Raw genomic sequence first — 24,970 nt, forward strand, 5'->3', positions numbered from 1 at the left:
AATACAAGGGCTTCTGGCTGCCGCAGGAATTCGCCAAGGAGGGCGCCATCGCCGAATACTGGGCCTGCCGTGAGAAGGCGGTGGTGATGGATCTCAGTGCCCTGCGCAAGTTCGAGGTCACCGGCCCTGATGCCGAAGCCCTGATGCAGTACACGCTGACCCGCGACGTCAAGAAGCTCGGTGTCGGTCAGGTCGTCTACACCGCCATGTGCTACGAGCATGGCGGCATGGTCGACGACGGCACGCTGCTGCGTCTGGGCAAGGACAATTTCCGCTGGATCTGCGGCGATGACTATTCCGGCGTCTGGCTGCGCGAGCAGGCGGAGAAACTCGGCCTCAAGGTGCTGGTCCGCTCCTCGACCGACCAGATGCACAACATCGCCGTCCAGGGCCCGAACAGCCGCGACATCCTGAAGGAGATCGTCTGGACGCCGCCGCACCAGCCGGCGCTCAGTGAGCTCGAATGGTTCCGCTTCACCATCGGCCGCATCGGCGATGCACAGGGTGTCCCTGTGGTGGTGTCGCGCACGGGCTACACCGGCGAGCTCGGTTATGAGGTCTGGTGCCATCCGCGCGATGCCGAGATCGTCTTCGACGCGGTGTGGGCAGCCGGCCAGCCGCATGGCTTGAAGCCGATGGGCTTTGCAGCCCTCGACATGGTGCGCATCGAGGCCGGCCTGATCTTTGCCAATTACGAGTTCTCCGACCAGACCGACCCGTTCGAGGCCGGCATCGGCTTCACCGTGCCCTTGAAGACCAAGACCGACGACTTCATCGGCCGCGAGGCACTGATCCGGCGCAAGGACAACCCGATCCACAAGCTTGTCGGCCTCGACATCGACGCCAATGTCGCTGTCGGCCATGGCGACTGCGTCCATATCGGCCGCGCCCAGATCGGCATCGTCACCTCGTCGATGCGCTCGCCGATCCTCGGCAAGAACATCGCACTCGCTCGCATCGAGGCAGCACATGCCGAGATCGGCACCGAGGTCGAGGTCGGCAAGCTCGACGGCCAGCAAAAGCGCCTGCCGGCCAGGATCGTGCCGTTCGCCCACTACGATCCCAAGAAGGAACGCCCACGCTCGTAGGCGCAACCGGCACCACACATCACCTTCGACAACGCAAAAGCCCCGCAATCGCGGGGCTTTCTGTTGGTAGCGGCGGGATCAGCCTGATCAGGCGGTGCCATCGAAGACGTGGGCCTTGCCGTGGACACTGATCCGTACGATCGCGCCCACCGTTGGCGCGTCGACGAAGGACCGGCGCAGGATGAGCGGGTGGTTGCCGATAACGGCGGCGTCGGGCGGGTCGAGACTGTTGAGTACACGCAACGCGACAGTGCTTACCGAGCCGGCGAACTCTGCCTCGATGATCTCGCCGAAGACCACGTTGGGTGGGGTATTGGCGACGTCTGCCCGCGACGCCGGCTCAAGGAAGACCTGCTCCGGGCGCAGCATGATACGGGCGACGTCGCGCGGGCTCGTGCTGTCAGCGCCGATGTGGCCGATGGCGCATTCGGCGATGCCGCTTGAGATACGCGCCGGAAGGATGATGCTGTCGCCGAGGAACTCGGCGATCATCCGGTCCTTCGGGCGCAGATAGAGGTCGCGTGGCGCGCCGACCTGCGAGAAGGCGCCGTCGCGCATGACAGCGACCTGGTCGGCGAAAGACAGGGCCTCGGCCTGGTCGTGGGTGACCAGGATCGTGGCGATGCCGGCCTGTTCGAGCAGTTCGGCGACGGCCTTGCGCATCGAGGCGCGCAAGCCCGTGTCGAGAGCCGAGAACGGTTCGTCGAGCAGCATCAGGCGCGGCTTGCGCGCCATGGCACGGGCGAGTGCCACGCGTTGCTGCTGGCCGCCGGAGAGCTGGTGCGGGCGGCGCTTGAGGATGCCCCTGTCGAGGCCGACGACATAAGCGAGGTCGGCGATGCGTTCGTCGCGCGCATCCTCGTCGCGTTTCATGCCGAAGCCAATATTGTCGGCGATGCTGAGATGGGGAAACAGCGCGCCGTCCTGCGCCACCACGCCGATGCCGCGGCGATGCGCCGGCACGACATCGCCATTGCCCGCGAGTTCGGTCCCATAAAGCACGATGCTGCCGGCATCGGGGGCCTCAAAACCGGCGATGAGACGCAACAGTGTGGTCTTGCCGCAGCCCGAGGGGCCGACGATGGCGGTGCGGCTTCCGACTGCGACCGCAAGCTCGATGCCGTCGACGGCGGTGACATTGCCATAGGCTTTGCGCAGGCCATGCAGGTGAAGAAAGCTCATCGGCCGGCCATCCGTCGCGACTGTACATAAAGGAGCCAGGTCAAGGGCAGCGACATCACCACCATGATCAGTGCGTAGGGTGCGGCTGCGGCATAGTCGAGTTCGTTGCTCATCGCCCAGAAGGCCATGGCGAGCGTGCGGGTGCCGTTGGGCGCGAGCATCTGGGTGGCGGTGAGTTCATTGGTGATGCCAAGCCCGACCAGGGCAATGCCGGCGGCGGCGCCCGGCGCGGAGAGGCGCACCGTCGTCGACCACAGCGCGCGCAGCGGGCTGCGGCCGAGGCTGCCGGCCGCCTGTTCGAGCTCGACCGGAGCCTGGGCGATGCTGGCGCGCAGCGACACCAGCGCCCGGGGCAGGAACATCAGCGCATAGGCGGCAAGGATGGTGGCGACGGTCTGGTAGAGCGGCATCGCGACACGCACAGTGACCGTGACCAGAGCGAGCGCGATGACCACGCCGGGCAAGGAGCCGACGATGTAGTTGCAGCTTTCGAGCAGGCGCGGCAGTGGGCCTGGGCGGCGGATCGACAGCCACGCCATTGGAATGGCGATGGCGACGGTGAGCAGCGCGCCGCCGAGCGCCAGCACGAGCGTCTGCCACAGCGCGAGGCTAATGACATCGAGGTTCCAGACCCCGGCGCCACCGGCGACGAGCCAGCGGCCGACGGTCAGGAATGGCACGCCGAGCGCCAGTGATGCTGTGATCAGTGGCAAGGCGAGGCAAGGCACGGTGGCGCGGCCGAGGCTTGTGCGCACAGCGGTGCGCGCAGCACCCGAGCCGACGCGGGCGTAGCGCTCGCCGCCGCGCAGCATGGCTTCGAGCGCCAGGAGCACGAGGCAGCAGACGACCAGCACGCCGGCCAACATGTTGGCCGCCGGTCCGTTGAAGGTCGACTGGAACTGGTCGACGATTGCGGTGGTGAAGGTGTCGAAGCGGATGAAGACATAGAGGCCGTATTCGGCAAGCAGGTGCAGGCCAACGAGCAGCGCGCCGCCCAGCACGGCGAGCTTGAGCTGGGGCAGGACGACCCGAAGGAAAACGCGCCAAGGGGTGTTGCCGAGCGAGGCGGCAGCGTCTTCTAGCGCCGGATCGAGCCGGCGCAGCGTCGCTGCCACCGGCAGATAGATGAAGGGAAAATAGGCGATGACCGAAATCAGCACGCCGGCGAAAAGGCCGTGCATGGATGGAAACAGGGTGATCCAGGCATAAGAATGGACGAAGGCGGGAACGGCGAGCGGCGCTACCGACAGCCCCGACCAGAAACGTGCGCCGGGCAAGTCGCTGCGTTCGGTCAGCCAGGCCAGGGCCACCGACAAAAGCGCGGTGATCGGCACGACGAGGATGACGAGCGAAAGCGTGTTGACCAAGAGTTCACCGACGCGTGGCCGGAACACCAGCTGGGCAACTGAGGTCCAGCCGGTCTGGATCGCAACCCAGATGATGAAGCCGAGCGGCAAAAGGGCAAACAGCGACACCAGCACCGCCGCGACCGCGATCCAGGATGTCGGCAGCAGGCGGGACCAGGCTGCGGCTGGGGTCGATGGCCGCGAAGGATGATATTCAGCCGACGAAGGCGTCACTCCAGGCTCCCGGTTCGCCTCGCGGCGAGGAATAGATGACCATCCGGTGAAGGAATTCCGCCGTCTTGGCAAGCCCTTCAGGTGCAAAAGCTCCCGCGACCGTGTTGCGGGAGCTTGATTGGCGCAGTGGCATTCAGAGCAGCCCGGCCGCCGTCATCAGCTCGGACACCTTCTTGCTGTCGAGCTTCGAGGCCTCGACCTTCGGCGCCTGCAGGTCCTTGAGTGGGGTGAGCTCCGGGTTGGACTCGTCGCCGGTGCCGACGGCATACTCGAACGAGGTGCCGGTCCTGAGGATGCCCTGGCCGGTCTTGCCAGTGATCCACTTGAGGAACGCCTGGGCTTCCTTGGGGTGTTTGCTGGACGCGAGGACCCCACCTCCAGAGATGCTGACGAAGGCGCCAGGATCCTGGTTCTTGAACAGATGCAGCGAGACATTCTTGCTGTTCTCGCCCGTCTTGGCCTGATCGCCATAGTAGTAATAGTGGTAGATCACGGCGCCATCGACCTCGCCGGCATTGACCGCCTTCATGGCGGTGCTGTTGCCGCGATAGGCGGTGAAATTGGCCTTCATGCCCTTCAGCCATTCGACGGTGGCTGCCTCGCCCTTCAGTTCGAGCAGCGCGCCGACAATGGCCTGGAAATCGGCGCCCGACGGCGAGGCCGCCCAGCGACCCTTCCAGCTCGGACCGGCCAGATCGAGCAGCGATTTCGGCAGCTTGTCGGCGGTGAGCTTGGTCTTGTCATAGGCAAAGACGGTGCTGCGCGCGGCAATGCCGGTCCAGTGGCCGTTGGCGGGACGGAATTCCTCGGGCACCTGCGCCAGCGTGTCGGCATCGACAGGCGCGAACAGCCCGGCATTGTCGACCAGCGCCATGGCCGGCGAGTTCTCGGTCAGGAAGACGTCGGCCGGCGACAGCTTGCCTTCGGCGACGATCTGGTTGCCGAACTCGGTGTCGCTGCCCTTGCGGATCGTCACCTTGATGCCGGTTTCCTTGGTGAAGGCTTCGGCCCACTCGTTGGTCAGGCTTTCGTGCTGGGCGTTATAGATGACGATGCCTTTGGCATCCTGCGCCAGAGCGGACGAGGCGTAGAGGGCCAACAGCAGGGCGGCGCTGGTCAAAGCGAAATGGGTGGACTTCACGGGGGCACTCCTTGGAAGCTGAAGGTGTATGCTGGGCCGGACAGGCGGCAGCAATACATGAGTAGCGTAGTCAACATGGATGGACATGTCGACGCCAGGGAAGGCGTTGGCGAGGCGCATTCGGTGAACGATGCTGGGAGCTGGGCCGTATCGAGAAGGCTGCTGGAAACTTGAGCGAAGTCATTCGCTGTCGCGAAGTCAGACGTTACTCGAACAAGCCAGGCCTGTCGGACTGGTGCTATGTTGATCGCAAGTGGAGAAAGCGTTGGACCCCGACCGCCAGATCCGCCGTTAGCCGGCGTTTCTTGGAAATTTGTGCCGACGCCGCACCGCGTGGCGGGGCGGTCAAGACAATCGGCTGCAAATCGTGACCCCGTTCCAGTGCGTCACGATTGCATTGCCCCAGGCGATTTTCTTTTGGCCCAGACGATCTGCGGCTAGGCGCGGCGGTCCCCGAGGATCATTTCGGCTGCCTTCTCGGCGATCATGATGACAGGCGAATTGGTGTTGCCGGAAACGATCGTCGGCATGATCGAGGCGTCGACGACACGCAATCCGTCGAGGCCGTGGACGCGCAGGCGGTCGTCGACCACGGACATTGTGTCAGACCCCATCTTGCAGGTGCCGACCGGGTGGAAGATCGTCGTGCCGATGTCGCCGGCCTTGCGGATGAGATCGGCGTCGCTGTCGTACTGGGTCCCTGGAAGCACTTCCTCAGGCGCGAAGCGCGCGACGGCCCTGGCCTTCATCAGGCGGCGGACATGGCGCAGCGAGGCAATGGCGGTGCTGCGGTCGCCGTCGGTGGAGAGATAGTTCGGCCTGATCTTCGCTGCCTCGCGCGCGTCTGATGAAGCCATGTGCACGCTGCCGCGGCTTTCGGGACGCAGATTGCAGACCGACACCGTGACGGCTGGAAAGCGGTGCAACGGTTCGCCCAGCCGATCAGTGCTGAGCGGCTGAACGTGATATTCGAGATCGGGCGTTTCGAGACGCGGATCGCTCTTGGCGAAAATGCCGAGCTGGCTCGGCGCCATCGACAGCGGGCCGCTGCGCTTCACCGCATATTCGAGCCCCATGGCGGCGCGGCTGAACAGATTGTGGTAGCGCTGGTTGAGCGTCGCCGCCCCCGTTACCTTGAACACGGTCCGGATCTGCAGATGGTCCTGCAGGTTTTCGCCGACGCCGGCCAGCGCGTGACGGATTTCGATGCCGAGGCCTGAAAGCAGCTCGGGCCGGCCGACGCCGGAGAGCTCGAGAATCTTTGGCGAGTTGATGGCGCCGGCGGCGAGGATTGTCTGGCTTGCCTTGACGCGATGCAACTGGCCGTCCTTGCGGAAGACGAGGCCGGTAACGCGCCTGCCGTCGAATTCGAGCTGCTCGGTCTCGGCGCCGGTGACGACACGCAGGTTGCTGCGGTCGGTTATGCCGCGCAGGAAGGCCTTGGAGGTGTTCCAGCGCACGCCGCCCCGCTGGTTGACCTCGAAATAGCCGGAACCTTCGTTGGTGCCGGTATTGAAGTCGTCGGTGCGCGGGATGCCGAGTTCCTCGGCGGCGTCGCGGAAGGCGTCGAGGATCGGCCAGGACAGGCGTTGTTTTTCGATGCGCCATTCGCCGCCCGACCCGTGCATGGCGCTCTTGCCGGCATGATGGTCTTCCGACTTCAGGAAGTAAGGCAGCACATCATCCCAACCCCAACCGACATTGCCGGACTGGCGCCAGCCATCATAGTCGGCGGCCTGGCCACGCATGTAGATCATGCCGTTGATCGACGAGCAGCCGCCCAGCACCTTGCCCCGGGGGTAGTTCAGGCTGCGGCCATTGAGGCCGGCGTCTGGTTCGGTCTTCATCAGCCAGTCGGTGCGCGGATTGCCCATGCAGTAGAGGTAGCCGATCGGGATGTTGACCCAGTGATAGCGGTCGGAACCACCGGCTTCGAGCAAAAGCACGCGATTGCGGGGATCGGCGGACAGCCGATTGGCAAGCACGCAACCGGCGGAGCCTGCGCCGACGATGACGTAGTCATAGTCGCCAAATGAGGAGGATGCTTCGGTCACTGCGGTGCCTGCTTGGACTGCTCAATGGCGATGCGCTGCCAAATCGGGGCCATCGCCTGGTTGATCTCGCCATACAATCGATAGCGCCTGGCATAAACAGGGGCAATCGCGCCATTGGGCGTATAGTGGCGGGCGGCCGAGGTCATCGCCGTCGCACCTTCAGCATAGTCGGCGAAGAGGCCAAAGCCGGTCGCGGCGGCAATGGCGGCGCCCAGCGCGCCGGTCTCGCGACTGCGAGCCACGGTGACCGGAACGCCGAGCACGTCGGCGAAGATCTGCGGCCAGACGGCGCTGCGCGAGCCGCCGCCCGACAATGTGACCTCGTCGAAGATGGCACCCGCCTTGCACAAGGTCTCGACGTGGCGCTTGTGCTCGAAGGCAACGCCCTCGAACAAGGCGCGCAACATATGGCCGCGCGTGTGCCAGCCGGCGACGCCGTAGAATCCGGCGCGGGCGTGGCCGTTCTGCTGCGAGCCATAGAGGAAGGGGTGGTAGATCGGAATGTCGCCATCGGGGTCGACAGACGCGACGAGTTCGCTGCACAATTCGAACGGCGAAGCGTCGCCGTCATGGCCATGCTCGAAGAACTCGCGGACGATCCATTCGAGATTGGCGGCCGAGGTGGCACTCGATTCGATCGCCAGATAGCGCCTGGGGTCGAAGGTCGACAGCATGAAAATCGAAGGGTCGCGGATCGGCTCGTCCGTAATGACCTGGTTGATGCTCCAGGTGCCGGCGATGATCGAGGCTGCGCCCGTGCGGGTGACGCCCGAGCCGACAGCGCTGGCAACTACATCGAACAGGCCTGCCACCACTGGCGTGCCGGCTCGCAGGCCGGTCTGGGCCGCGACCTCTGGCGTGACGTGGCCGGCGATCTCGGCCGATTCCAGCACAGGCGGCAGAAGCTCCATGCAGTCGCCAAGCCCGTAAGCGGCAAGCAGGTCTTGAGCGTAGCGGCGGCTGGGCATTTCAAGCAGGCCGCAGCCAGACATATCAGACGTATCGGTGGAGCGTGCGCCGGTCAGCCGGTTGACGACAAAATCCTTGCACAGAAACACCGTGCCGATGCGGCTGAAAAGCTCGGGCGCATGGCGCTTGATCCAGGCGAGCAGGGTGGGCGTCTGTGCCGCCCACGGCTTTTGCAGGCAATGGGCGTAGGTGCGGTCACCGACATTCTGTTCGCCCCATTCGTCGACGATGCCTATGGCGCGCGTGTCGAGCGACTGGATGCCGATCAGCGGAGCGCCGTCGCGGTCGAGCGCATAGAGCCCGTTGCCATGTCCGGCACAGCCGATGGCAACGATGTCACCGGCGTCGATGCCGGCCTGGTCGATGCACTGGCCGATGACGGCAATGGCGTTGCGCCAGAGCTCGTCGAGGTCGCGTTCGACATGGCCTGGCTTCGGCATGCAGGAGCGGCCGTCGCGGGCGGCGAGCGCAAGTTCGCGCCCTGACGTGTCGAAGATGATCGCCTTGATGACGGTGTTGCCCGCATCTAGGCCAAGAATGTACGTGCCCATTGGCTCCTCCCGATGCCGCTGCTTCAAGCCTGCTTGTACAGGTCGAAGGCTGTGGCACCATCCGCGCCGTCGTGGATGATCGCCATCAGTCCGCGAACGACCGCGCTCGGATGGGCATGCTGGTAGATATTGCGACCATAGACCATCCCCATCGCGCCTTGCGACATCAGCGCCGCCGACTTGTCGAAGACTGTGCGCAGATCCTCCTTGCCGCCGCCACGCACCAGGACCGGGCAGCGTGCCGCCTCGACCACGCGGTGGAAGTCGTTGGGATCGGTGGTCGGGTCGGCCTTGATGATGTCGGCGCCCATCTCGCGGGCGAGGCGGGTCAGCGTGACGATCTTTTCGGCATCGCCGTCGACCATGTAGCCGCCGCTCTGGTCGACGGGCAGCATCGCCAGCGGCTCGATCATCAGCGGCAGACCGTATTTCTCGCAGTCGGCGCGGACGCGTGCGATGTTCTGGACGCATTGCCGGAACAGGTCGGGCTCATCCGGCAGCATGAACAGATTGACCACGACGCAGGCCGCATCCATCTCGATCGCACCGAGCAAAGGCTCGGCCTCGTTCTGAAGCACCGCCCACATCGCCCGATGGCGGATCTTGTTGTAGGGATTGCCCATGTCGATGCGCATCACGAGTGCGGGCTTGTCCTTGCCCGGAACGGTCTGCAGCAGGTCGGCCTGGCCGTAGTTCATCTGGATGGCGTCGGGACGAGCCTTGACCAGCTGACCGACGACGCTTGCCATGTCCTCAAGCCCATTGAGGAAACTCGGTTCGTTGCAGACGCCGTGATCGATGGCGACGTCGAGGCAGCGGCCACCGCCGAACAGCCTGTTCATGCGGACTTTGTGGTTCAGGCGCATAGGGCGCTCCTTTTGTCGTTCGTCTGGGAGAGATCGGAAAGTGCGATGCCGTGCTGATGGGCGAGCAAGGCGAGAAAGGCGCTGCGCTCGGCGGCGGCCTCGGCGGCGCTCCAGCCTTTGTGGTTGGCCAGGATGGCGAGCACGGCCTCGATGAGCTGGAGGTTGAGCCCGCCCGAAATGGCGATGGTTGTGCGGCGCAGGAATATGTCGGCGAGGCATTCGACCTGCTCGCGCTCGACGATCATGCGGATTTCGCCGGTCGAATAGTCGGAGCCCACCAGCATCGGGTCGGAGGCAGCCGCGAAATCGACCGCCGAGGTGCCGTAACGCTCAAGCAGGGCATGCGCGCGTTCGATATTGAGACCGTGCTGTTCCGCCAGCTTTGCGCACCATGCATCCGAGGCGGCGGGAAATTCTCGTCCGCCACCGATGGCGAGGTCCTGGGTGCCGGTATGGCGCGTCAGGCCGAGGCGCTCGAGCGCCATGTCGGCCGCCATCTCGCCGAAGGAGCGGAAGGTCGTCCACTTGCCACCGATCATGCACAAGGTCGCCGGCAGGCCGCCGCTTGGTTCCACGAACTCGCAGAAATGGTCGCGCGGAATGCGCCCGGTGAAGCTGTCGTCGCTGGCAGGCAAGGGGCGCACGCCGGCAAAGCGGAAGACGATGTCTTCTTCGGCGATCACGATCGTGGGGAAAACAAAAGCGAGCGACTGCAGGATGTAGCTGCGTTCGTCGTCCTCACAGCGGACCTGGTCGGGATCATCGACGCGGATGTCGGTCGAACCGATCAGCACCTTGCCGAGATAAGGAAACAGGATGCAGATGCGGCCATCCTCGTTCTCGTAATAGACCATGTGGCCGCCAAGCGCGTCATGCAGCTCGGCATTGTCGACGATCAGGTGCGAGCCCTTGGTACCGCCCATCATGCGCGGGGCGGCCGCGCCAATGGCCTTGTTGGTGAGGTCGATCCAACCACCGGTGGCGTTGATGATCAGCTTGGGGCGGAGCTGCAGGACCTCGCCGGTCAAGCTGTCGGTAAGGGCGAGGCCGTCGTTGGATGCGGCGACCGCGGCATAGTTCAGGGCGTGCGCGGTGGGGCTCGATGCCAATGCGTCGAACAACATCTCCAGGCCGAGGCGCTCGGGACGGCTGACCCAGGCGTCGTAATAGGTGGCGGAGCTGCGGATATCGGAATTGATCGCGGGCCATGTCTTGAGGGTTTCGGCACGGCCGCGGAAGCGGTGCTTCGGCATCAATCGCCGTGCTGCCGTGAACAGGTCGTACATGGTCAGTCCGGCCTTGATCACCAGCGCGCCGCGGCGGCTGGGATTGCGCGTCAGGCCGAGGAAGCGGACCGCGCCGTTGGCGATGCCGGAGAAGGTGTCGAAGATCGGCACCGTCGTCGGCAGCGGCGCGACATAGTGCGGGGCGTTCTTGAGCAGCCGGTCGCGCTCGACCAGCGATTCACGCACCAACTTGAACTCGCCGTTTTCGAGATAGCGAAGCCCGCCATGCACCATGCGCGACAGTGCAGCACTGGCGCCTGAGCAATAGTCGCCCTTGTCGGCGAGCACGACGTCGACGCCTTGCAGCGCGAGTTCGCGGAACACCGAGATGCCGTTGATGCCGCCGCCTATCACCAGCACGGCAATATCGGGCCGCTCTCGCAGAGCGGCGAGTGTGTCGTTGCGGTTCATGTGGGCTGTGCCTTTTCGCTCAGGCATCCATGGCGGTGAGATGCGCGGCGATTGCCGTGTCGATGATTGCCAATTCGTTCGTGCCAAGCGTGATCTCGCCGGCCCGTGCATTGTCGAGCGCCTGTTCGGCTGTGCGCGCGCCGCACAAGCCGAAAGTGATACCGGGCTGGGCGAGTGTCCATGCGATGACGATCTGGGCCATCGACGCCTTGTGCTGTTCAGCGACCGGCGCGATGGCCTGCTTGAGCTTTGCCACCTTCTGCCTGTTGGCGGCGGAAAAACGTGGATTGCCCTTGCGCTGGTCATCGCCGGTGAATTCACGCGAAGGATCGATCATCCCGGTCAACAGGCCGAGCGCCAGCGAGGAGTAGCTGAGCGTGGCGATGTCGTTGCGCTGGGTGATCGGCAGCAGGCTGGTCTCGATCTCACGATCGATCATCGAATAGCGTTCCTGGATCGCGTCGATCTGGCCAGCGGAGACATAAAGCTCGAGGTCCTCGGCGCTGACGTTGGAAGCACCGATGGCGCGGATCTTGCCCGCTGCCTTGAGCTTTTCCAGCGTCGCCATCGTTTCAGCAATCGGCGTCGTCGGATCCTGCCAGTGGGTGATGTAGAGGTCGATGTAGTCGGTGCCGAGGCGGTTGAGGCTCTGCTCGATCTCGTGGGCGATGCCGTCGGCGCCGAGATAGCGGTGCACCGGCTTGCCATCCTGGTCGAAGAAGTGGTTGCCCTTGCCGGAATGCCAGTTGAGACCGCATTTGGTGGCGATGACCACCTTGTCGCGCTTGCCCTTGATCGCCTTGCCGACAATCTCCTCGCTGCGGCCGAGGCCATAGGCAGGCGCGGTGTCGATCAGGCTGATGCCTGATTCAATCGAGGCTTCGATGGCGCGGATCGAGGCCTGCTCGTCGGTGCCGCCCCACATCCAGCCGCCGATCGCCCAGGTGCCGAGGCCGACGGCCGAAGCAGAGACGCCGGAGCGGCCAATGGGGCGTTGGATCTGTCGGGAGCTCATGCTGCCTCCTGTTCGGCAAGGTCGAGAATCTGGAGGCTTGTCGCCTCGTCGGTGACGATGGTGTCGAGATGGTTGCCGCGCATGGCGCTGAGGATGGGCGCGGCCTTGCTCGGCCCGCTGGCGATGCCGATCGAGCGCGGTATGGTGGCGAATTCATCCAAGGTCAGCGACACCAGCGACCGGTTGAGGGCGTAGCCGCAAAGCTTGCCGCGACTGTCGATCAGGTGGGCGAGCAACTCGCCCGATGCGCCCGACTGCTGGATGGCCTGCCGGTCGGCGCTCGATGATGGGTGCAGGTCGTAATAGCTGGAGTCGTCGGTCAAGATCGAGCCGATGCCGACAACCGCCACATCTGCCTCGCGCGCCTTGCGGAAGACATCGGCAACGGAACGCACGCCCATCAGCATTTCGCGCTGTTCCGGCGTGTCGGCAAACAAGGGCGCATGCACCTGGTAGGCGCGGCCGCCGAGCTTGTCGGCCATCAGCGATGCGACGTGGTTGACGTCGGTGTAGTGCTTGCCCTGGACGAGACCGGTGGCCGGGATGACCTCGACATCATAGCTGCGACCGGGCTTCAGCCCGGCAACAAGTGCGCTGACGCCCTTGCCGCCGGTGATCGAGATGGTGTCGCCATCCTTGATGGTGTCGAGCAGCAGACGGGCGGCGGCCTCGCCGACCCGCTGCAGCGCGGTCTGCGGATTGTCGGATACCGAGGGTACGACGACGGCGCGTTCGATGCCGCCGAGCGCGACAAGACGCGTCTCGATGTCGACGAGATGGTCGATCGGCGACTTGATCTTGATCTCGACGAGGCCGAGCTGGTGGCCGCGCTTGATCAGCCGGTTGACGGTGGCGTGCGAGATGCCGAGTTCTTTGGCGATCTCGGCCTGGGTCTTGCCCTCGACATAGTGGAGCACGAGTGCCTGGTGCATCTGGCGGACGGTCGATATGTCGTCGCGGGTGTTGGGGGGAGCCATGATGGTGTCTCGTGCTTGATGCTCAGGACTTCTTGCGGTGCAGGAAGTGGTCGATGGAGACGGCCGCTAGAAGGATGCAGCCCTTGATCATGTCCTGCCAGTAGACGGAGACGTCGAGCAGGATCAGCGAGCTGGTGACCACCGAGAGCAGTGCCATACCGAGAATGGCGCCGAAGATGGTGCCCGAGCCGCCATTGAGAGATGCGCCGCCGATCACCGCCGCCGCGATGATGTTGAGCTCCATGCCGGCGCCGAAGGTGGGCGTCGCAGCACCAAAGCGGGCCATGTAGATGACACCCGCCAGCCCGGCGAGGGTCGAGCACAGCACCGTCACCCAGAACTTCACCTGCTTGGTCTTGATGCCGGAGAACTGCGCCGCCTTCTCGTTGGAGCCGGTGTAGAACACCTTGCGGAAGGCAGTGGCGCGGCGCAGCAGGAAGTCGAAGATCGCAACGACGACGACGAAGATGATGATGACATAGGGCAGGCCGTGGAGGCTGCCCTGGCCGATGGCCTTGAATTCCGGTGGCAGCGAAAACAGCGACAGCGGCGTGCCCTTGGTGATGACCAGGCACAGGCCGCGGACGATGACCATCGCCGCAAGCGAAGTGATGAAGTGGTTGAGCCCGACCACGGTGACGAAAAAGCCCATGGCAGCGCCGATCAAGGCGCTTGTGCCGATGCCGATCAGGCTCGCCGTCCACGGGTCCAGCCCGGCAAGGAACAGCGCGCCCGACACCACCATCGAGAAGCAGACCACCGAGCCGACCGACAGGTCGATGCCGCCGACGATCAGCAGGATGGTCATACCGACCACGACGATGCCCTCGATCGAGAAGCTCATCAGCATGGCGCGGAAATTGCCCCATGTCAGGAAGTGTGGCGAGGCAAAGCTCATGGCGATGCACAGCGCCAGAATGATGACGATCAGGCCGGCTTCGCGCATCGAGGCGAGGCGGGCGAAGTTGATGCGCCCGGCGGTGTCGGGTGCCTTGATCTCGGCATGCATCACGGTTTCTCCGGCTTCCCTAGGTGACATTTTGAGCCTGCTTTTCTTGATTTGAAGAGTTCTGGACGCCCGAGGCGAGCATGATGATGGCTTCCTCGCCGAGTGCGTCGGCGCCGAGTTCGCCGGCGATGCGGCCCTCGCGCACCACGATCACGCGGTCGCACAGGCCGATCAGTTCCGGCAGTTCCGAGGAGATGACGACGATGCCGGTGCCCTTGGCTGCAAGCTGGCGCAGCAGGCGGTGAATCTCGACCTTGGCGCCGACGTCGATGCCGCGCGTCGGTTCGTCCATGATGATGACCTTGGGATCGATCGACAATTGCTTGGCGATCGCCACCTTCTGCTGGTTGCCGCCGCTCAGCGTCGACACTTTGGCATCGATGCCGGCCATACGCACGCCGAGGCGCCTGGTCAGGTCCGTCGCTTGATTGTCCTCGGCCTTGCGGTCGAGCAGGCCGAGCGAACCGGTCAGCTTGCCCAGGTCGAGTGCGGAGACATTGGCCGCGATCGACATATCGAGAAACACGCCCGAGCCCTTGCGGTCTTCGGAGAGATAGACGAGGCCAGCCTTGACGGCATCGCTGTAGCTCGAGATGCGCAAGCTCTGGCGGTCAAGCGCGACGGTGCCCGACATCACGGGCCTGAGGCCACAGATGCTCTGGGCAATTTCACTGCGGCCAGCGCCGATCAGGCCGCCGATACCGAGGATTTCTCCGGCCCGGAGCTCAAGATTGACGCCGCTGAAGCGGTCGCCATCCGATAGGCCTTCGACCGAAAGCAGCTTGTGGCCCGGCTCCTGAGCCAGCTTGTCGGGATAGAGCTGGGTGATCTCGCGGCCGACCATCTTGCGCACGACGTCGTCGGGCGAACTTTTGGCAATGGGGTCGGTGGCGACATAGTGGCCGTCGCGGAAGACGGTGACACGGTCGCAGAGCGAGAAAATCTCGGCCATGCGATGGCTGATATAGACCACCGAAATGCCGCGATCCCTGAGGCCGCGGACGATGGCAAACAGCCTTTGCGCTTCGTTTTCGGTCAGCGCCGCGGTCGGCTCGTCGAGCATCAGCACCTTGCAGTCCAGCGTCAGCGCCTTGGCGATCTCGACGAGCTGCTGGCTGGAAATGGAGAGGTCGGCGACCTTGGTGCGCACCGGAATGGGCGCGAGCAGGTCCATCACCTTCTGCGCGTCGGCATAGAGTTTCTGGAAATTCATCAGCGGCGCGCGACGGGCATTGATCGCGGCCATGTAGATATTTTCGGCGACCGTCGCGTCCTGGCAGAGCGCAATCTCCTGGTGGACGAGTGCTACGCCGAGACGCTGGGCTGCCGCCGGCGAGGGGATCGAAACGCTTGTGCCGTCGATCAGGATCTCGCCCCGGTCGGGCTGCAGCACGCCGGCGATCATGTTCATCAGCGTCGATTTGCCGGCGCCGTTTTCGCCACACAGCGCATGGATCTCCCCGCGCTTGAGCTCGAACTGCACGTCGCTGAGCGCCTTTACCGGCCCGAACGCCTTGGACAGGCCGCGTATTTCAAGAATGGGCGTCTCGGTCACGCCATGCTCCTGCGATGGGCGCCACAAAGGGGAAGGGGACCGGGGTCCCCTTCCGGGTTTTCTGCCGCGAGCGGCAAGGGATGCGACCTTATTCCTCGATGCCCTTGGTGCCGCGACGCTTGAGATACTTGTCCCAATAGAAGTCGTCGGCATTTTCGGCTGTCACGATGGAGAAGCCGTTGTCGACGAAGGGCACGCTCATGCCGTTGGCGCCTGACCGCTTCGTGTCGTTCATCGGGTCGATCAGGTTGGGATGCGCGGCCAGCCACAGCAGCATGAAGCCCATATAGCCCTGCATGCCCTGGTTGGGGTTGACCGAACCGTAGATCTCGCCGGCCTTGATCATGTCAAGGATCTTGGCGTTGACGTCGGCGAGCATGACCTTGATCTTGCCGCCGCCTTCCTTGGCCGCCTGGGCAGCGCCGATGGCCGAGTTGGCTTCCGGCATGAACACCGCACCGAGGTCAGGATGCGCCTGGGCGAGGCTGAGAACGGCCTGATAGGCCTTGGTCGGGTCCTGGTTCGAGGCAGCGCGGCCGACCAGCTTCATGTCGGGCCATTTGGCTTCCATGCGGGCGATGAAGGCCGAGATGCGCTTGTCGTGGTTGTCCTGGCCGGGATTTTCCAGCACGGCATACTCGCCCTTGCCGTCCATCGCCTTGGCGACGGCATCGGCGGCATAGGTGCCTTCGGCCAGATTGTCCGAAGTGATGAAGGAGGTGCGCTTGGAGTTGGGTGAGTCGGCCGCGAAGGTGACGACGGCGGTGCCCTGCTCGATGGCGCGGTTGATCGGCTCGATGAACGGGTCGGAGTTCATCGGGTGGACCAGGATGCCGGCCGGCTTCTGGGCGAGCGCCTGGTCGAAGGTGGCGATCTGCTTGTTGACGTCGTATTCGGGCGTGCCGGTGTATTCCGTCTCGCAACCGAACTGCTGGCCGGCCTGCTTGAACATCTCATAGACCGGGAACCAGTATTCGACGCCCGAGACCATGACGTTCATGACGTATTTCTCACCCGGCTCGCATTTGAACGGGTTGGCGGTTTCGGCAAGCGCCTGGGTCGAAGCCAAACAGGTCGACGCAGCCGCCGCGATTGCGAGCGTGCTCAGAAATTTGCGCAAGTTTCCTCCCTTGGCCGAAGCCATCCTCAATGACCGTCGCGGGCGCCCCAGGCGCCGCTATGTGGATTGATTGCCGCCGGACTTCCTCCCGAAAGCCGACGGTCTGGAGATTACAGCTCACCCAGCATATGTCAATAAAATTCATATACTGAAATATATTTCAGATCAAGCCTCGCGATTCTGAATTTGCGCCGGGGCTGGTCGGGTCTCTGTGGTCGCTACAAAGCTAGACCTTTGTGCCAGCGTGCTGCCATGGCCAACCTTCGCGGATGAGATTTTTCCACTTGCCAATCCAATTAGAAAATATCACCTTCGCAATGTGATGCATCAGTTGCAAAATCCAGGACATCAAAGTCTGGCTGATCGCTCAATGGAGAGGGTTCTCATGGTTGCCGTCAATCGTCGCGGGTTTATTGTCTCGGCTCTCGCCGCGGGCCTTCTGGCCGGAGCCGCCAGCGGCGCGCTGGCTGAGGACAAGCCGAAGATCGAATTCCTCTATTCGCCCTTTGCCGACTATGCGCCGTTCTTCCTCGCCGAGGACCTCGGCTATTTCGACGAATACGGCGTCGACGTGACCCTGTCGCCGAAGAGCGGCACTGCCGAGACGATCCAGATGCTGGCCTCAGGCAACGTCCAGGCGGGCGCTGCGACCTGGGGTGCCGGGCTGTTCAATTCGATCAATGCGGGCGCCACGGTCGCCATCGTCGCGACCTCGGCCAAGATGCCCGACACCGTGCCGTCGCCGTCGCCCTTCATGGTCTCGCAGAAGGCCTGGGACGAAGGCATCAAGACGGTCGCCGACCTCAAGGGCAAGCGTGTCGGTATTCCAGGGCCTGGCGGCTTTGGCATGTATTCGGTCGCCAAGGCGCTGGAAAAGGGTGGTCTGACCGTCGACGACGTCGAGGCGATCTACCTGCCGCCGCCTGCGACTGCCGCCGCCTTCGCCAATGGCGGCCTCGAGGCCGGCTGGAGCATCGAACCCTTCGCCCTGCAGCTCGAGCGCGAAGGCTTGGGTCGTCGCCTCGTCGAGGACCATACCTTCGGCACCGAACTTGGCTTCATCGCGTTCAACAAGGAGTTCGTGGAGGGCCACGAGGATGCCGTCGTCAATTTCCTCGCTGCCTATCTCAAGGCTGCGCGCCAGCTCGACAATGGCGGTTGGAAGGACGAGAAGGTGCTCGACATCGTCGCCCGCTACACCGGCACGGAAAAATCGCTGCTGCAGGGCATAGCCTACACCATTCGTTCGGAAGACGGGTCGATCGACTTGAACTCCGTGCGTGAGCAGGAGGCATTCTTCCGCAAGCGCGGCGACCTCGAATACAAGGGCGACGTCGACATCTCCTCGGTCTATCGCAGCGACCTGCTGAAGCGCGCCAACGAACTGGTGGGCAAGAAGTGACCCAGGCCGCGTTGCCGCAAGGGGCGGGTACGATGAGCGAAACGGCGATCGAGGTGCGCAACCTCACCAAGGCCTTCTACGACGCCGACAGCGACCGCACGACCGTCGCTGCCTACGAGGTCGAGTTCGAGGTCAAGCGCGGCGAATTCGTCTGCATCGTCGGTCCCAGCGGCTGCGGCAAGACGACGGTGCTGCGCATCCTCGCCGGGCTTGAAAGCAAGCTCGGCGGCAGCATCGACATGCGGAGCGAAAACCCGCCAGCGATGGTGTTCCAGGAGGCGTCGGTGCTGCCCTGGCTCACCGTGCGCGAGAATGTCGGCTTTCCGCTCAGCCTGAAGGGCGTTTCTGCCGAAAAGCGGCGGATGCGCGTCGACGAACTGCTCGAACTGACCGGGCTGACCGACTTTGCCGATGCGCTGCCGCACCGGCTGTCCGGCGGCATGAAGCAGCGCGTCTCGGTGGCGCGCGCGCTTGTCGACGACCGCGAGATCCTGTTGATGGACGAGCCGTTCGGCGCACTCGACGAACAGACGCGGCTGGTGCTGCAGCAGGAATTGCTGCGCATCTGGGAGACGACGGGCAAGACCGTCGTGTTCATCACCCACAGCGTCGACGAAGCGCTGACACTGGCCGACCGGGTGTTGGTGATGTCGCCGCGCCCCGGCACCATTATCGCCGATCTCACTGTCCCCTTCGACCGGCCGCGCGACGTCGTAGAGATGCGCCGCGACAAGCGTTTCTGGGACCTCACCTATGAGGTCTGGCGGCTGTTGGCCTCAACTTCGCCGGAGCGCCACGCATGAGCCTCATCACCGCAAAGCTGACCGAAGAACAGATCCGCCAGCTCAAGGCTCCGGCCCAGCGTGAGCGGCTGTTCCGCACCATCTCCTATTTCAGCCCGATCCTGTTGTTGTTGCTATGGGAGATCGCCTCGCAGCTCAATGTCATCGACCGGCGCTTCTTCCCCCCGCCGAGTGCCATTGCCGGCACCGCCTGGCAGATGATCGCCAGCTTCGAAATTTTCGACCATATCGGTGCCACGCTGCGCCGCGTCTCGGTCGGCTATGTCATGGGTGCCGTACCGGGCATTCTGCTCGGCCTGATCCTCGGCCTGTCGCAGCCGGCGCGGCGGGTGCTCGGGCCGATCTTCGCCGCACTCTATCCGGTGCCGAAGATCGCCATTTTGCCGCTGATCCTGTTGATCTTCGGCGTCGGAGACGCCTCGAAATTCGTCGTCATCGCCATCGGCGTGTTCTTCCTCTTGCTCTACAACACGATGGGCGGGGTGATGCAGACGCCGCAGATCTATCTCGACGTTGCCAAGAACGCCGGCGCTACGCGCTTCCAGACATTTTTCCGCATTGCACTGCCGTCGGCTCTGCCCAACATCTTCACCGGGCTCCGGCTGGCCGCGGGGTCGTCCTACATCATCATCGCGGCGGCGGAATTCCTTGGCGCGCGCAGCGGCGTCGGCTTCTTCATCTGGGCGTCGTGGCAGACCTTTGCGGTGTCGCGCATGTTCGTCGGCATCGTGGTGATCTCGGCCCTGGGTTATCTCACCATTCTCGCGCTCGAGGCGCTGGAACGGCGTTTCGTGCCCTGGGCAAAACACTGAGGGGCTGAGGAGCACAAGCTCATGATCGTCGACGCCGACCCCACCGTGAATGCACCCGTTTCCGAGCGCATCTATCTGGCGCTCCGCCAGGAGATCATGCGTTGCGAGATCGTGCCGGGGACGACGCTTGATGCTGCCTCAATCGCCGGCAAGTACGAGGTGTCGAAGACGCCAGTGCGCGATGCCATGCAGAAGCTTGCCGCCGATGGACTGGTTACGATCCTGCCGCGCAGCGGCTATCGCGTCGCTCCCATCACCTTCCAGGCGGTGCACGACATCCTCGACATGCGCGCCGCGATCGGACCGCATGCCGCGCGGCAGGCGGCACGTTACGCCACGCCGGCGGAAATCGCGCTGCTGCGCCAGATCGTGAGGGAATATGCCCAGCCGATGGATATCGGCACCATGCAGCAGGTGGCTCGGCGCTTTCACCTCGCCATTGCCCGCTGCAGCCGCAACAAGCGTGTCGTCGCGCTTTCGGAGACCCTGTTCGACGAGCTCGAACGCCTGCTGCGCTTTGCCATCGATTTCACCGTCAAGGCAGGCGAGCATTCCGACGAGCACACGGCACTGGTCGATGCGATTGCGGCCGGCGACGGCGAGCGGGCCGCGGCGATAGAGTTCGCCCATATCAAGCACTCCAGGGAGTTCCTGATCGAGCGTCTGATGACGCTGGGCTACCTCTCGGCAAGCGAGATCCAGCTTGGCGGCGCAGCGCGGAGCCCGGCCGAATGATCGCGATCCCTGATGCGGCCGGCCGGTTGGCGGCAGCACTTGGCGGCGGCCCGGCAGCGCAGCTCGCGGCTTCGGCGCTGGTCGAGGCCGATGCTCTCGGCCTGCCGCGTTTCGGCATCGCCATGCTCGACGAATGGACTGTCGATGCAGCGCCGGTGCCGGCACGCGAGAGCTCGCAGGCCATAGGCTGGCTCGACTGTGCCTCATGCTTTGCACCGCTGGCGGTCGCCAGCGCCACGCTCGACCTTGCCGAGGCCGCCAGGCAGTTCGGCGTCGCCGCGGTGTTCCTGCGCGGTGTCAGGGGCTTTGGCCGGCTCGCACCCTTTGTTCGCCATCTCGCAGATGGCGGCCTGCTCGGCATCGCCGGTGCGGAAGGCCCGCCTTTCGTCGCGCCACATGGCGGTACCCGTCCGGTGATCGGCACCAATCCGCTGGCGCTTGCCATAGGGCAGGGTTCCGAACGCGTCGTCATCGATGTCGCCACCAGCACGGCAACCATGGCCGATATCCGCAACGCCCGTGCTTCGGGCGCGCCCTTGCCTGAGGGGATCGCCCTGGATGGCGAAGGACGGCCGACCAGAATCGCCGCCGAGGTTGCGGCATTGCTGCCGCGTGGCGGCCAGATCGGCTCGCTGCTCGGATTGGTGGTCGAGCTCATGGCCGGCGTCGCGGGTGGCGGCAGGGGAGATCCGAAAGGCCGGGGCGTGTTCCTGCTTGCCTTCGATCCGTCACGCGCGGGTGAAGGCATCGACTGGCAAGCCAGGCTGGCCGGGCTGAAGGGCGACTGGATCGAGGGCGGCGGTCACTGGCCGCGTGGCGGCCGCGCGGCACCCGAGGCCGTGCTGGACGACGATTTCGTCCAGCGTCTCGACACCTCTCTCGCCCGCATGACGATCCAGCCAGGCCGATGACCACGCCGGTCAACCAGATGCAGAGTTTGTAAGCCAGATGACCACAAAGCCCGTTTCAGCACCTGTCTTTTCCATCGATGTCTTGGACGGCCTGATCGACGAGCCGCGGCAGATCGTCGTCTCCGGCCTCGTCCCTGACGAACTCGTCGCCGTCTCTGCCCGCACCGAGCGGGCGCATGGCGTGACCTGGATGAGCCAGGCGACCTTCTTGGCGGACGCCGACGGCGTGGTCGACCTGGCCCGCGACGCGCCGGTCGGCGGAGACTATGCCGAAGTTGCAGCCATGGGCCTGATCTGGAGCCAGCAGCCGGTCGACAGCACCAGCGCCGAGCTCTTCGCCGACGATATCATGCAGCCCATGGCGACGACGCTGACAGCCGAAACCGCCGGTGGCGTGCGGGCCGAGGCCAGGCTTTTTCAGGCTTTCGCCGCGCCTGGAGTGGAGCGATGCGAGATCCGCGACGACGGATTGGTCGGCACGCTGTTCACGCCCGCCGGGCCGGGACCGCATCCGGTCGTCATGGTGCTCAACGGCTCGGGCGGCGGCATTAACGAACCGCGCGCAGCACTGCTTGCGTCCCGTGGTTACCAGGCCTTTGCGCTCGGCTACTTCAAGGCGCCGGGGTTGTCGCCCTTCATCACCGAAACACCGCTCGAATATCTCGAGGCCGGCCTGCGCTGGGCGCGTCGAGAGCTCCAGCCGAAAGACGGCTTCGTTGCTGTCAGCGGCCAGTCGCGCGGCGGCGAACTCGCGCTGCTGCTCGGCGCCACGTTCCCTGAACTGGTCTCCGCCGTGATTGCTTTCGTGCCAGGTGCTGTGGTCCATGGCGCCCAGGGCGCGGGCGATCCGGCACGTGGCGGCTGGCAAGGCACGACCTGGACAAGGGGCGGCGTTCCGCTGCCCCATCTGTGGCAGGACAATGCCGCCGTGCACTGGCATCCCTGGGCCGGCGAGGCTCCGCCCAGCCGGCATCACTCGGTCTTCTTCGAAGGCTTGAAGGACACCAAGCTTGCGGCCCGCGCGCGCATTCCAGTCGAGAACATTGCGGGTCCGGTGCTGCTGATCTCGGGCCGTGACGACCGCGCCTGGCCGTCCAGCCTCTATTCCCGCATGGTCGCTTCGGCCTTGCGGAAGCACGACCATCGTCATCTGGTCAGGCATCTCGATTTCGACGATGCCGGTCACGCCATCAACCTGCCGATTGTGCCGTCGACCCAGATCAGTCGCCTGCATCCGGTGTCGAAGGTCCCTTACACCAATGGCGGCACGCCCTCCGGCAACTCGAGGGCCGACACCGGCTCTTGGCGCGGCATGCTCGCCTTCCTGGACGAGATCACCGGGGCCGCCACCCACCAGAATGCCCACGCAAAAAGCTGAATTCTTCGAAAGGGAGACGAACATGCCCACAAGAGAACATTTGGAAGGCCAGTGGCGCGAATGGCGCTACGCTCATGTCGCCAAGATGTTCCGGCCTTATGGCTGGACCTCGCTGGTCGCCCAGTACTGGCTGGAAGCCGGCGACAAGGACGTCAGCTTCGACCTGCTCCCCGGAACCTGGTCGGTCGAGGACACCAAGGTCATGTTCACCCCGCCCGCTTCGGGGCCGAACCTCTCCGTCAATGGCACCTATCCGACCGAGCCGATCGAGATCATTCCGGGCCGCAACCAGACCTATGGCCACGGCAAAAGCGAGCCCGTCTATTTCGGTGTCAACGAGGTCGAAGCTATCCTGCGCAGCAGGAATGACGGCAAGTCGCTTTATGGTGTGCGCGTGCGCGATCCGCGCGTGGCGACGACGGTGGAGGAGGCGGGCGTTTCCGCATTCGACTACGATCCAGCATGGCGTATTCCCGGCGTCTACACGCCGACTGATATCACCGAATACGAGGCGGAAACCGTCGAAGCCGGTGTGCGTGAATCGACGCCGCGGATCGGCACCTTCACCTTCGAGCACAATGGCAAGAGCTATACCATCGAGCTGATCGGCAAGGACACGGCAACGGGCGTGCAGCCGGTGGCCCACGTCCGCGACAAGACCAGTGGCCCCGTCACCTACGGTGCCGGCCGCGTCATCGAACTGCAGTTCACCGACGGCACCAACAGCCGCATCGACTGGATCGATTTCAACTATGCGGTGGCGCTGCCATGCGCCTTCACCAACTTCGTCACCTGTCCGCTGGTCCCGCGCGAGAACCAGCTCGATTTCGAGGTTCTCGCCGGTGAAAAGCGCCCGGCGCGGGACGTGGTCAGGACGATGACCTATCAGGCTGGCACAGACGCCGCCTGACAGGCATTTGCCGCTCACGCGTGCGGTTCCCGATGTGGTGGGGTGACAGACACCTCGCCATTTGCAATCACTTCTGTTTCGACAGGAGGCGCGGGCGATGATGACGGGAGCGATGTGCAGGGCGGCGCGTGCGCTGGTGGAAATCAGCCGGCAAAGACTGGCTGTGGCCTCCAGCGTCGACGAGGCCGATATCGAGGCCTTCGAACGCAAGACCGGCATCCCGGACGATGCCGCCATTGGCGCGCTTCAGGCGGCATTGGAACATTACGGCGCCGTCTTCATCCCCGAGGAGGGCGGCAATGGCGCGGGCGTGCGCCTGAAGTTCAGCCGGTCGGTGACCAAAAGACTGTCGATGCTCGAGGGCGAGGGCGGGCCTGCCGCCAGCGACGACGTTCCCTGAGGCGGCTCATGATCTCGTCCTTGAGGCTATCGGGCAATCCGGTCTAGCTTCACGCATGCGACTGTTGTCTGCCCTGTTGTTGTCGCTTGTGTCGTCGGCCGCCTTTGCGCAAGACTGCGTCGTGCTGCTGCATGGCCTCGCGCGCTCCGACGTGTCCTTCCTGCTGATGGAAGAGACATTCACCAAACTCGACTACGCCGTCGTCAGCGACACTTATCCTTCGGTCGAGGCGCCAATCGGGCAGTTGATCGCCCATGTCGGTGCGTCGGCGGCAAAGTGCGGTCCGGCAGCCAGGGTCAACTTCGTCACCCATTCGATGGGCGGTATCCTGCTCCGGGCCTGGCTGAAGGACAACCGGCCGCCAAATCTCGGCCGGGTGGTGATGCTTGCGCCGCCCAACCACGGCTCCGAGGTCGTCGACACGCTCGGCGGCCTCAAGTTGTTCGAGATGCTCAATGGCCCCGCCGGCATGCAGCTCGGCACGGGGCCGGACAGCGTTCCGAACCAGCTCGGTGCTGCGGATTTCGAGGTCGGCATCATCGCCGGTGACCGCAGCGTGAACCCGATCCTGTCGACGATGTTCGACGGGCCCAATGACGGCAAGGTGTCGGTGGAAAGCACCAGGCTCGCCGGCATGGTCGACCACATCGTGCTGCCGACCACCCACACCTTCATGATGAACAATCCGCTGGTCATCGCCCAGACGATCAACTTCCTGCGCGACGGACGGTTCGACCACCAGCTGACATTGGGCGAACTGCTGCGGCGCGGGCTGGGCAACTGAGCGGGGAAGGCCCGGCGAGTTGGTTGCTGCA

The 24,970-nt window shown here is 64.4% G+C and carries 22 protein-coding genes; 10 read left to right on the forward strand and 12 right to left on the reverse strand.

The window, feature by feature from the left end; all coding sequences use genetic code 11:
• Positions 1-1,088, forward strand: a 1,088-nt coding sequence (locus tag HNQ95_RS21710) for an aminomethyl transferase family protein (protein WP_182575238.1), incomplete at its 5' end; no start/stop codon positions are given.
• An 87-nt stretch (positions 1,089-1,175) separates the two neighbouring features.
• On the opposite strand, the gene HNQ95_RS21715 is transcribed toward HNQ95_RS21710, so the two are convergent.
• The 12 genes from HNQ95_RS21715 to HNQ95_RS21770 form a co-directional block, all read right to left on the reverse strand.
• A complete protein-coding gene (locus tag HNQ95_RS21715) occupies positions 1,176-2,270 on the reverse strand; it encodes an ABC transporter ATP-binding protein (protein ID WP_182575237.1) in 1,095 nt (364 codons plus the stop codon).
• Entirely contained in the window at positions 2,267-3,784 is a 1,518-nt protein-coding gene (locus HNQ95_RS21720; RefSeq protein ID WP_246340928.1) for an ABC transporter permease, read from the reverse strand. Before HNQ95_RS21720 ends, HNQ95_RS21715 begins: the two co-directional genes overlap by 4 nt.
• A gap of 199 nt (positions 3,785-3,983) precedes the next feature.
• Entirely contained in the window at positions 3,984-4,991 is a 1,008-nt protein-coding gene (locus HNQ95_RS21725; RefSeq protein WP_312870961.1) for an iron ABC transporter substrate-binding protein, read from the reverse strand.
• 437 nt (positions 4,992-5,428) lie between these two features.
• Entirely contained in the window at positions 5,429-7,045 is a 1,617-nt protein-coding gene (locus HNQ95_RS21730; protein WP_182575234.1) for a GMC family oxidoreductase, read from the reverse strand.
• The gene (locus HNQ95_RS21735) at positions 7,042-8,565 is read right to left on the reverse strand and encodes an FGGY-family carbohydrate kinase (RefSeq protein WP_154386378.1); all 1,524 of its coding nucleotides are present in this window, start codon (positions 8,563-8,565) and stop codon (positions 7,042-7,044) included. The genes HNQ95_RS21730 and HNQ95_RS21735 overlap by 4 nt, the downstream gene beginning before the upstream one ends.
• A 23-nt stretch (positions 8,566-8,588) precedes the next feature.
• Positions 8,589-9,431: a class I fructose-bisphosphate aldolase gene (locus tag HNQ95_RS21740; RefSeq protein ID WP_067957897.1), complete on the reverse strand. Its 843-nt coding sequence runs from the start codon at positions 9,429-9,431 to the stop codon at positions 8,589-8,591.
• Positions 9,422-11,128 carry a glycerol-3-phosphate dehydrogenase/oxidase gene (locus HNQ95_RS21745; RefSeq protein ID WP_154386380.1) on the reverse strand — a complete coding sequence of 569 codons (1,707 nt, stop codon included), beginning with the start codon at positions 11,126-11,128 and terminating at the stop codon, positions 9,422-9,424. Before HNQ95_RS21745 ends, HNQ95_RS21740 begins: the two co-directional genes overlap by 10 nt.
• A 19-nt stretch (positions 11,129-11,147) precedes the next feature.
• Positions 11,148-12,143 carry an aldo/keto reductase gene (locus tag HNQ95_RS21750; RefSeq protein WP_154386381.1) on the reverse strand — a complete coding sequence of 332 codons (996 nt, stop codon included), beginning with the start codon at positions 12,141-12,143 and terminating at the stop codon, positions 11,148-11,150.
• The gene (locus tag HNQ95_RS21755; protein WP_067957907.1) at positions 12,140-13,120 is read right to left on the reverse strand and encodes a sugar-binding transcriptional regulator; all 981 of its coding nucleotides are present in this window, start codon (positions 13,118-13,120) and stop codon (positions 12,140-12,142) included. Before HNQ95_RS21755 ends, HNQ95_RS21750 begins: the two co-directional genes overlap by 4 nt.
• A 22-nt stretch (positions 13,121-13,142) precedes the next feature.
• Positions 13,143-14,129 (reverse strand): ABC transporter permease, encoded by a 987-nt coding sequence (locus HNQ95_RS21760; RefSeq protein WP_154386425.1) that lies wholly within the window; start codon positions 14,127-14,129, stop codon positions 13,143-13,145.
• 19 nt (positions 14,130-14,148) lie between these two features.
• The gene (locus tag HNQ95_RS21765) at positions 14,149-15,684 is read right to left on the reverse strand and encodes a sugar ABC transporter ATP-binding protein (RefSeq protein ID WP_312870960.1); all 1,536 of its coding nucleotides are present in this window, start codon (positions 15,682-15,684) and stop codon (positions 14,149-14,151) included.
• A gap of 88 nt (positions 15,685-15,772) precedes the next feature.
• The gene (locus HNQ95_RS21770) at positions 15,773-16,804 is read right to left on the reverse strand and encodes a substrate-binding domain-containing protein (RefSeq protein ID WP_067966154.1); all 1,032 of its coding nucleotides are present in this window, start codon (positions 16,802-16,804) and stop codon (positions 15,773-15,775) included.
• A gap of 385 nt (positions 16,805-17,189) precedes the next feature.
• Here HNQ95_RS21770 and HNQ95_RS21775 point away from each other — a divergent pair, with 385 nt between their 5' ends.
• The 9 genes from HNQ95_RS21775 to HNQ95_RS21815 all read left to right on the forward strand — a co-directional run bounded on the left by HNQ95_RS21775 (position 17,190) and on the right by HNQ95_RS21815 (position 24,939).
• The gene (locus HNQ95_RS21775) at positions 17,190-18,206 is read left to right on the forward strand and encodes an ABC transporter substrate-binding protein (RefSeq protein ID WP_083948747.1); all 1,017 of its coding nucleotides are present in this window, start codon (positions 17,190-17,192) and stop codon (positions 18,204-18,206) included.
• 32 nt (positions 18,207-18,238) lie between these two features.
• Positions 18,239-19,009, forward strand: a complete 771-nt coding sequence (locus tag HNQ95_RS21780; RefSeq protein WP_067957912.1) for an ABC transporter ATP-binding protein — start codon at positions 18,239-18,241, stop codon at positions 19,007-19,009.
• Positions 19,006-19,821, forward strand: a complete 816-nt coding sequence (locus HNQ95_RS21785; protein WP_067957915.1) for an ABC transporter permease — start codon at positions 19,006-19,008, stop codon at positions 19,819-19,821. Before HNQ95_RS21780 ends, HNQ95_RS21785 begins: the two co-directional genes overlap by 4 nt.
• Positions 19,822-19,842: 21 nt before the next feature.
• Positions 19,843-20,556: a GntR family transcriptional regulator gene (locus HNQ95_RS21790; RefSeq protein WP_154386383.1), complete on the forward strand. Its 714-nt coding sequence runs from the start codon at positions 19,843-19,845 to the stop codon at positions 20,554-20,556.
• Positions 20,553-21,467: an Ldh family oxidoreductase gene (locus tag HNQ95_RS21795; protein ID WP_154386384.1), complete on the forward strand. Its 915-nt coding sequence runs from the start codon at positions 20,553-20,555 to the stop codon at positions 21,465-21,467. Before HNQ95_RS21790 ends, HNQ95_RS21795 begins: the two co-directional genes overlap by 4 nt.
• Before the next feature lie 37 nt (positions 21,468-21,504).
• Entirely contained in the window at positions 21,505-22,845 is a 1,341-nt protein-coding gene (locus HNQ95_RS21800; protein ID WP_154386385.1) for an acyl-CoA thioesterase/BAAT N-terminal domain-containing protein, read from the forward strand.
• Between the two features lie 22 nt (positions 22,846-22,867).
• The gene (locus HNQ95_RS21805; RefSeq protein WP_246340922.1) at positions 22,868-23,755 is read left to right on the forward strand and encodes a DUF1684 domain-containing protein; all 888 of its coding nucleotides are present in this window, start codon (positions 22,868-22,870) and stop codon (positions 23,753-23,755) included.
• 97 nt (positions 23,756-23,852) lie between these two features.
• Positions 23,853-24,155: a hypothetical protein gene (locus tag HNQ95_RS21810; RefSeq protein ID WP_067957933.1), complete on the forward strand. Its 303-nt coding sequence runs from the start codon at positions 23,853-23,855 to the stop codon at positions 24,153-24,155.
• A 55-nt stretch (positions 24,156-24,210) separates the two neighbouring features.
• Positions 24,211-24,939, forward strand: a complete 729-nt coding sequence (locus HNQ95_RS21815) for a lipase family alpha/beta hydrolase (RefSeq protein WP_182575231.1) — start codon at positions 24,211-24,213, stop codon at positions 24,937-24,939.
• The last annotated feature ends 31 nt before the right edge of the window (positions 24,940-24,970 follow it).

The organism is Aminobacter ciceronei (assembly GCF_014138625.1).
GTDB classification, from domain to species: domain Bacteria; phylum Pseudomonadota; class Alphaproteobacteria; order Rhizobiales; family Rhizobiaceae; genus Aminobacter; species Aminobacter ciceronei.

What these genes read in the sequence shown, in the direction of transcription:
- HNQ95_RS21760 (WP_154386425.1), bottom strand. Translation starts at nt 14,129, where the DNA reads ATGCATGCCGAGATCAAGGCACCCGACACCGCCGGGCGCATCAACTTC.
- HNQ95_RS21805 (WP_246340922.1), top strand. Translation starts at nt 22,868, where the DNA reads ATGCCCACAAGAGAACATTTGGAAGGCCAGTGGCGCGAATGGCGCTAC.
- HNQ95_RS21755 (WP_067957907.1), bottom strand. Translation starts at nt 13,120, where the DNA reads ATGGCTCCCCCCAACACCCGCGACGACATATCGACCGTCCGCCAGATG.
- HNQ95_RS21785 (WP_067957915.1), top strand. Translation starts at nt 19,006, where the DNA reads ATGAGCCTCATCACCGCAAAGCTGACCGAAGAACAGATCCGCCAGCTC.
- HNQ95_RS21800 (WP_154386385.1), top strand. Translation starts at nt 21,505, where the DNA reads ATGACCACAAAGCCCGTTTCAGCACCTGTCTTTTCCATCGATGTCTTG.
- HNQ95_RS21735 (WP_154386378.1), bottom strand. Translation starts at nt 8,565, where the DNA reads ATGGGCACGTACATTCTTGGCCTAGATGCGGGCAACACCGTCATCAAG.
- HNQ95_RS21740 (WP_067957897.1), bottom strand. Translation starts at nt 9,431, where the DNA reads ATGCGCCTGAACCACAAAGTCCGCATGAACAGGCTGTTCGGCGGTGGC.
- HNQ95_RS21750 (WP_154386381.1), bottom strand. Translation starts at nt 12,143, where the DNA reads ATGAGCTCCCGACAGATCCAACGCCCCATTGGCCGCTCCGGCGTCTCT.
- HNQ95_RS21775 (WP_083948747.1), top strand. Translation starts at nt 17,190, where the DNA reads ATGGTTGCCGTCAATCGTCGCGGGTTTATTGTCTCGGCTCTCGCCGCG.
- HNQ95_RS21810 (WP_067957933.1), top strand. Translation starts at nt 23,853, where the DNA reads ATGATGACGGGAGCGATGTGCAGGGCGGCGCGTGCGCTGGTGGAAATC.
- HNQ95_RS21745 (WP_154386380.1), bottom strand. Translation starts at nt 11,128, where the DNA reads ATGAACCGCAACGACACACTCGCCGCTCTGCGAGAGCGGCCCGATATT.
- HNQ95_RS21815 (WP_182575231.1), top strand. Translation starts at nt 24,211, where the DNA reads ATGCGACTGTTGTCTGCCCTGTTGTTGTCGCTTGTGTCGTCGGCCGCC.
- HNQ95_RS21795 (WP_154386384.1), top strand. Translation starts at nt 20,553, where the DNA reads ATGATCGCGATCCCTGATGCGGCCGGCCGGTTGGCGGCAGCACTTGGC.
- HNQ95_RS21715 (WP_182575237.1), bottom strand. Translation starts at nt 2,270, where the DNA reads ATGAGCTTTCTTCACCTGCATGGCCTGCGCAAAGCCTATGGCAATGTC.
- HNQ95_RS21780 (WP_067957912.1), top strand. Translation starts at nt 18,239, where the DNA reads ATGAGCGAAACGGCGATCGAGGTGCGCAACCTCACCAAGGCCTTCTAC.
- HNQ95_RS21790 (WP_154386383.1), top strand. Translation starts at nt 19,843, where the DNA reads ATGATCGTCGACGCCGACCCCACCGTGAATGCACCCGTTTCCGAGCGC.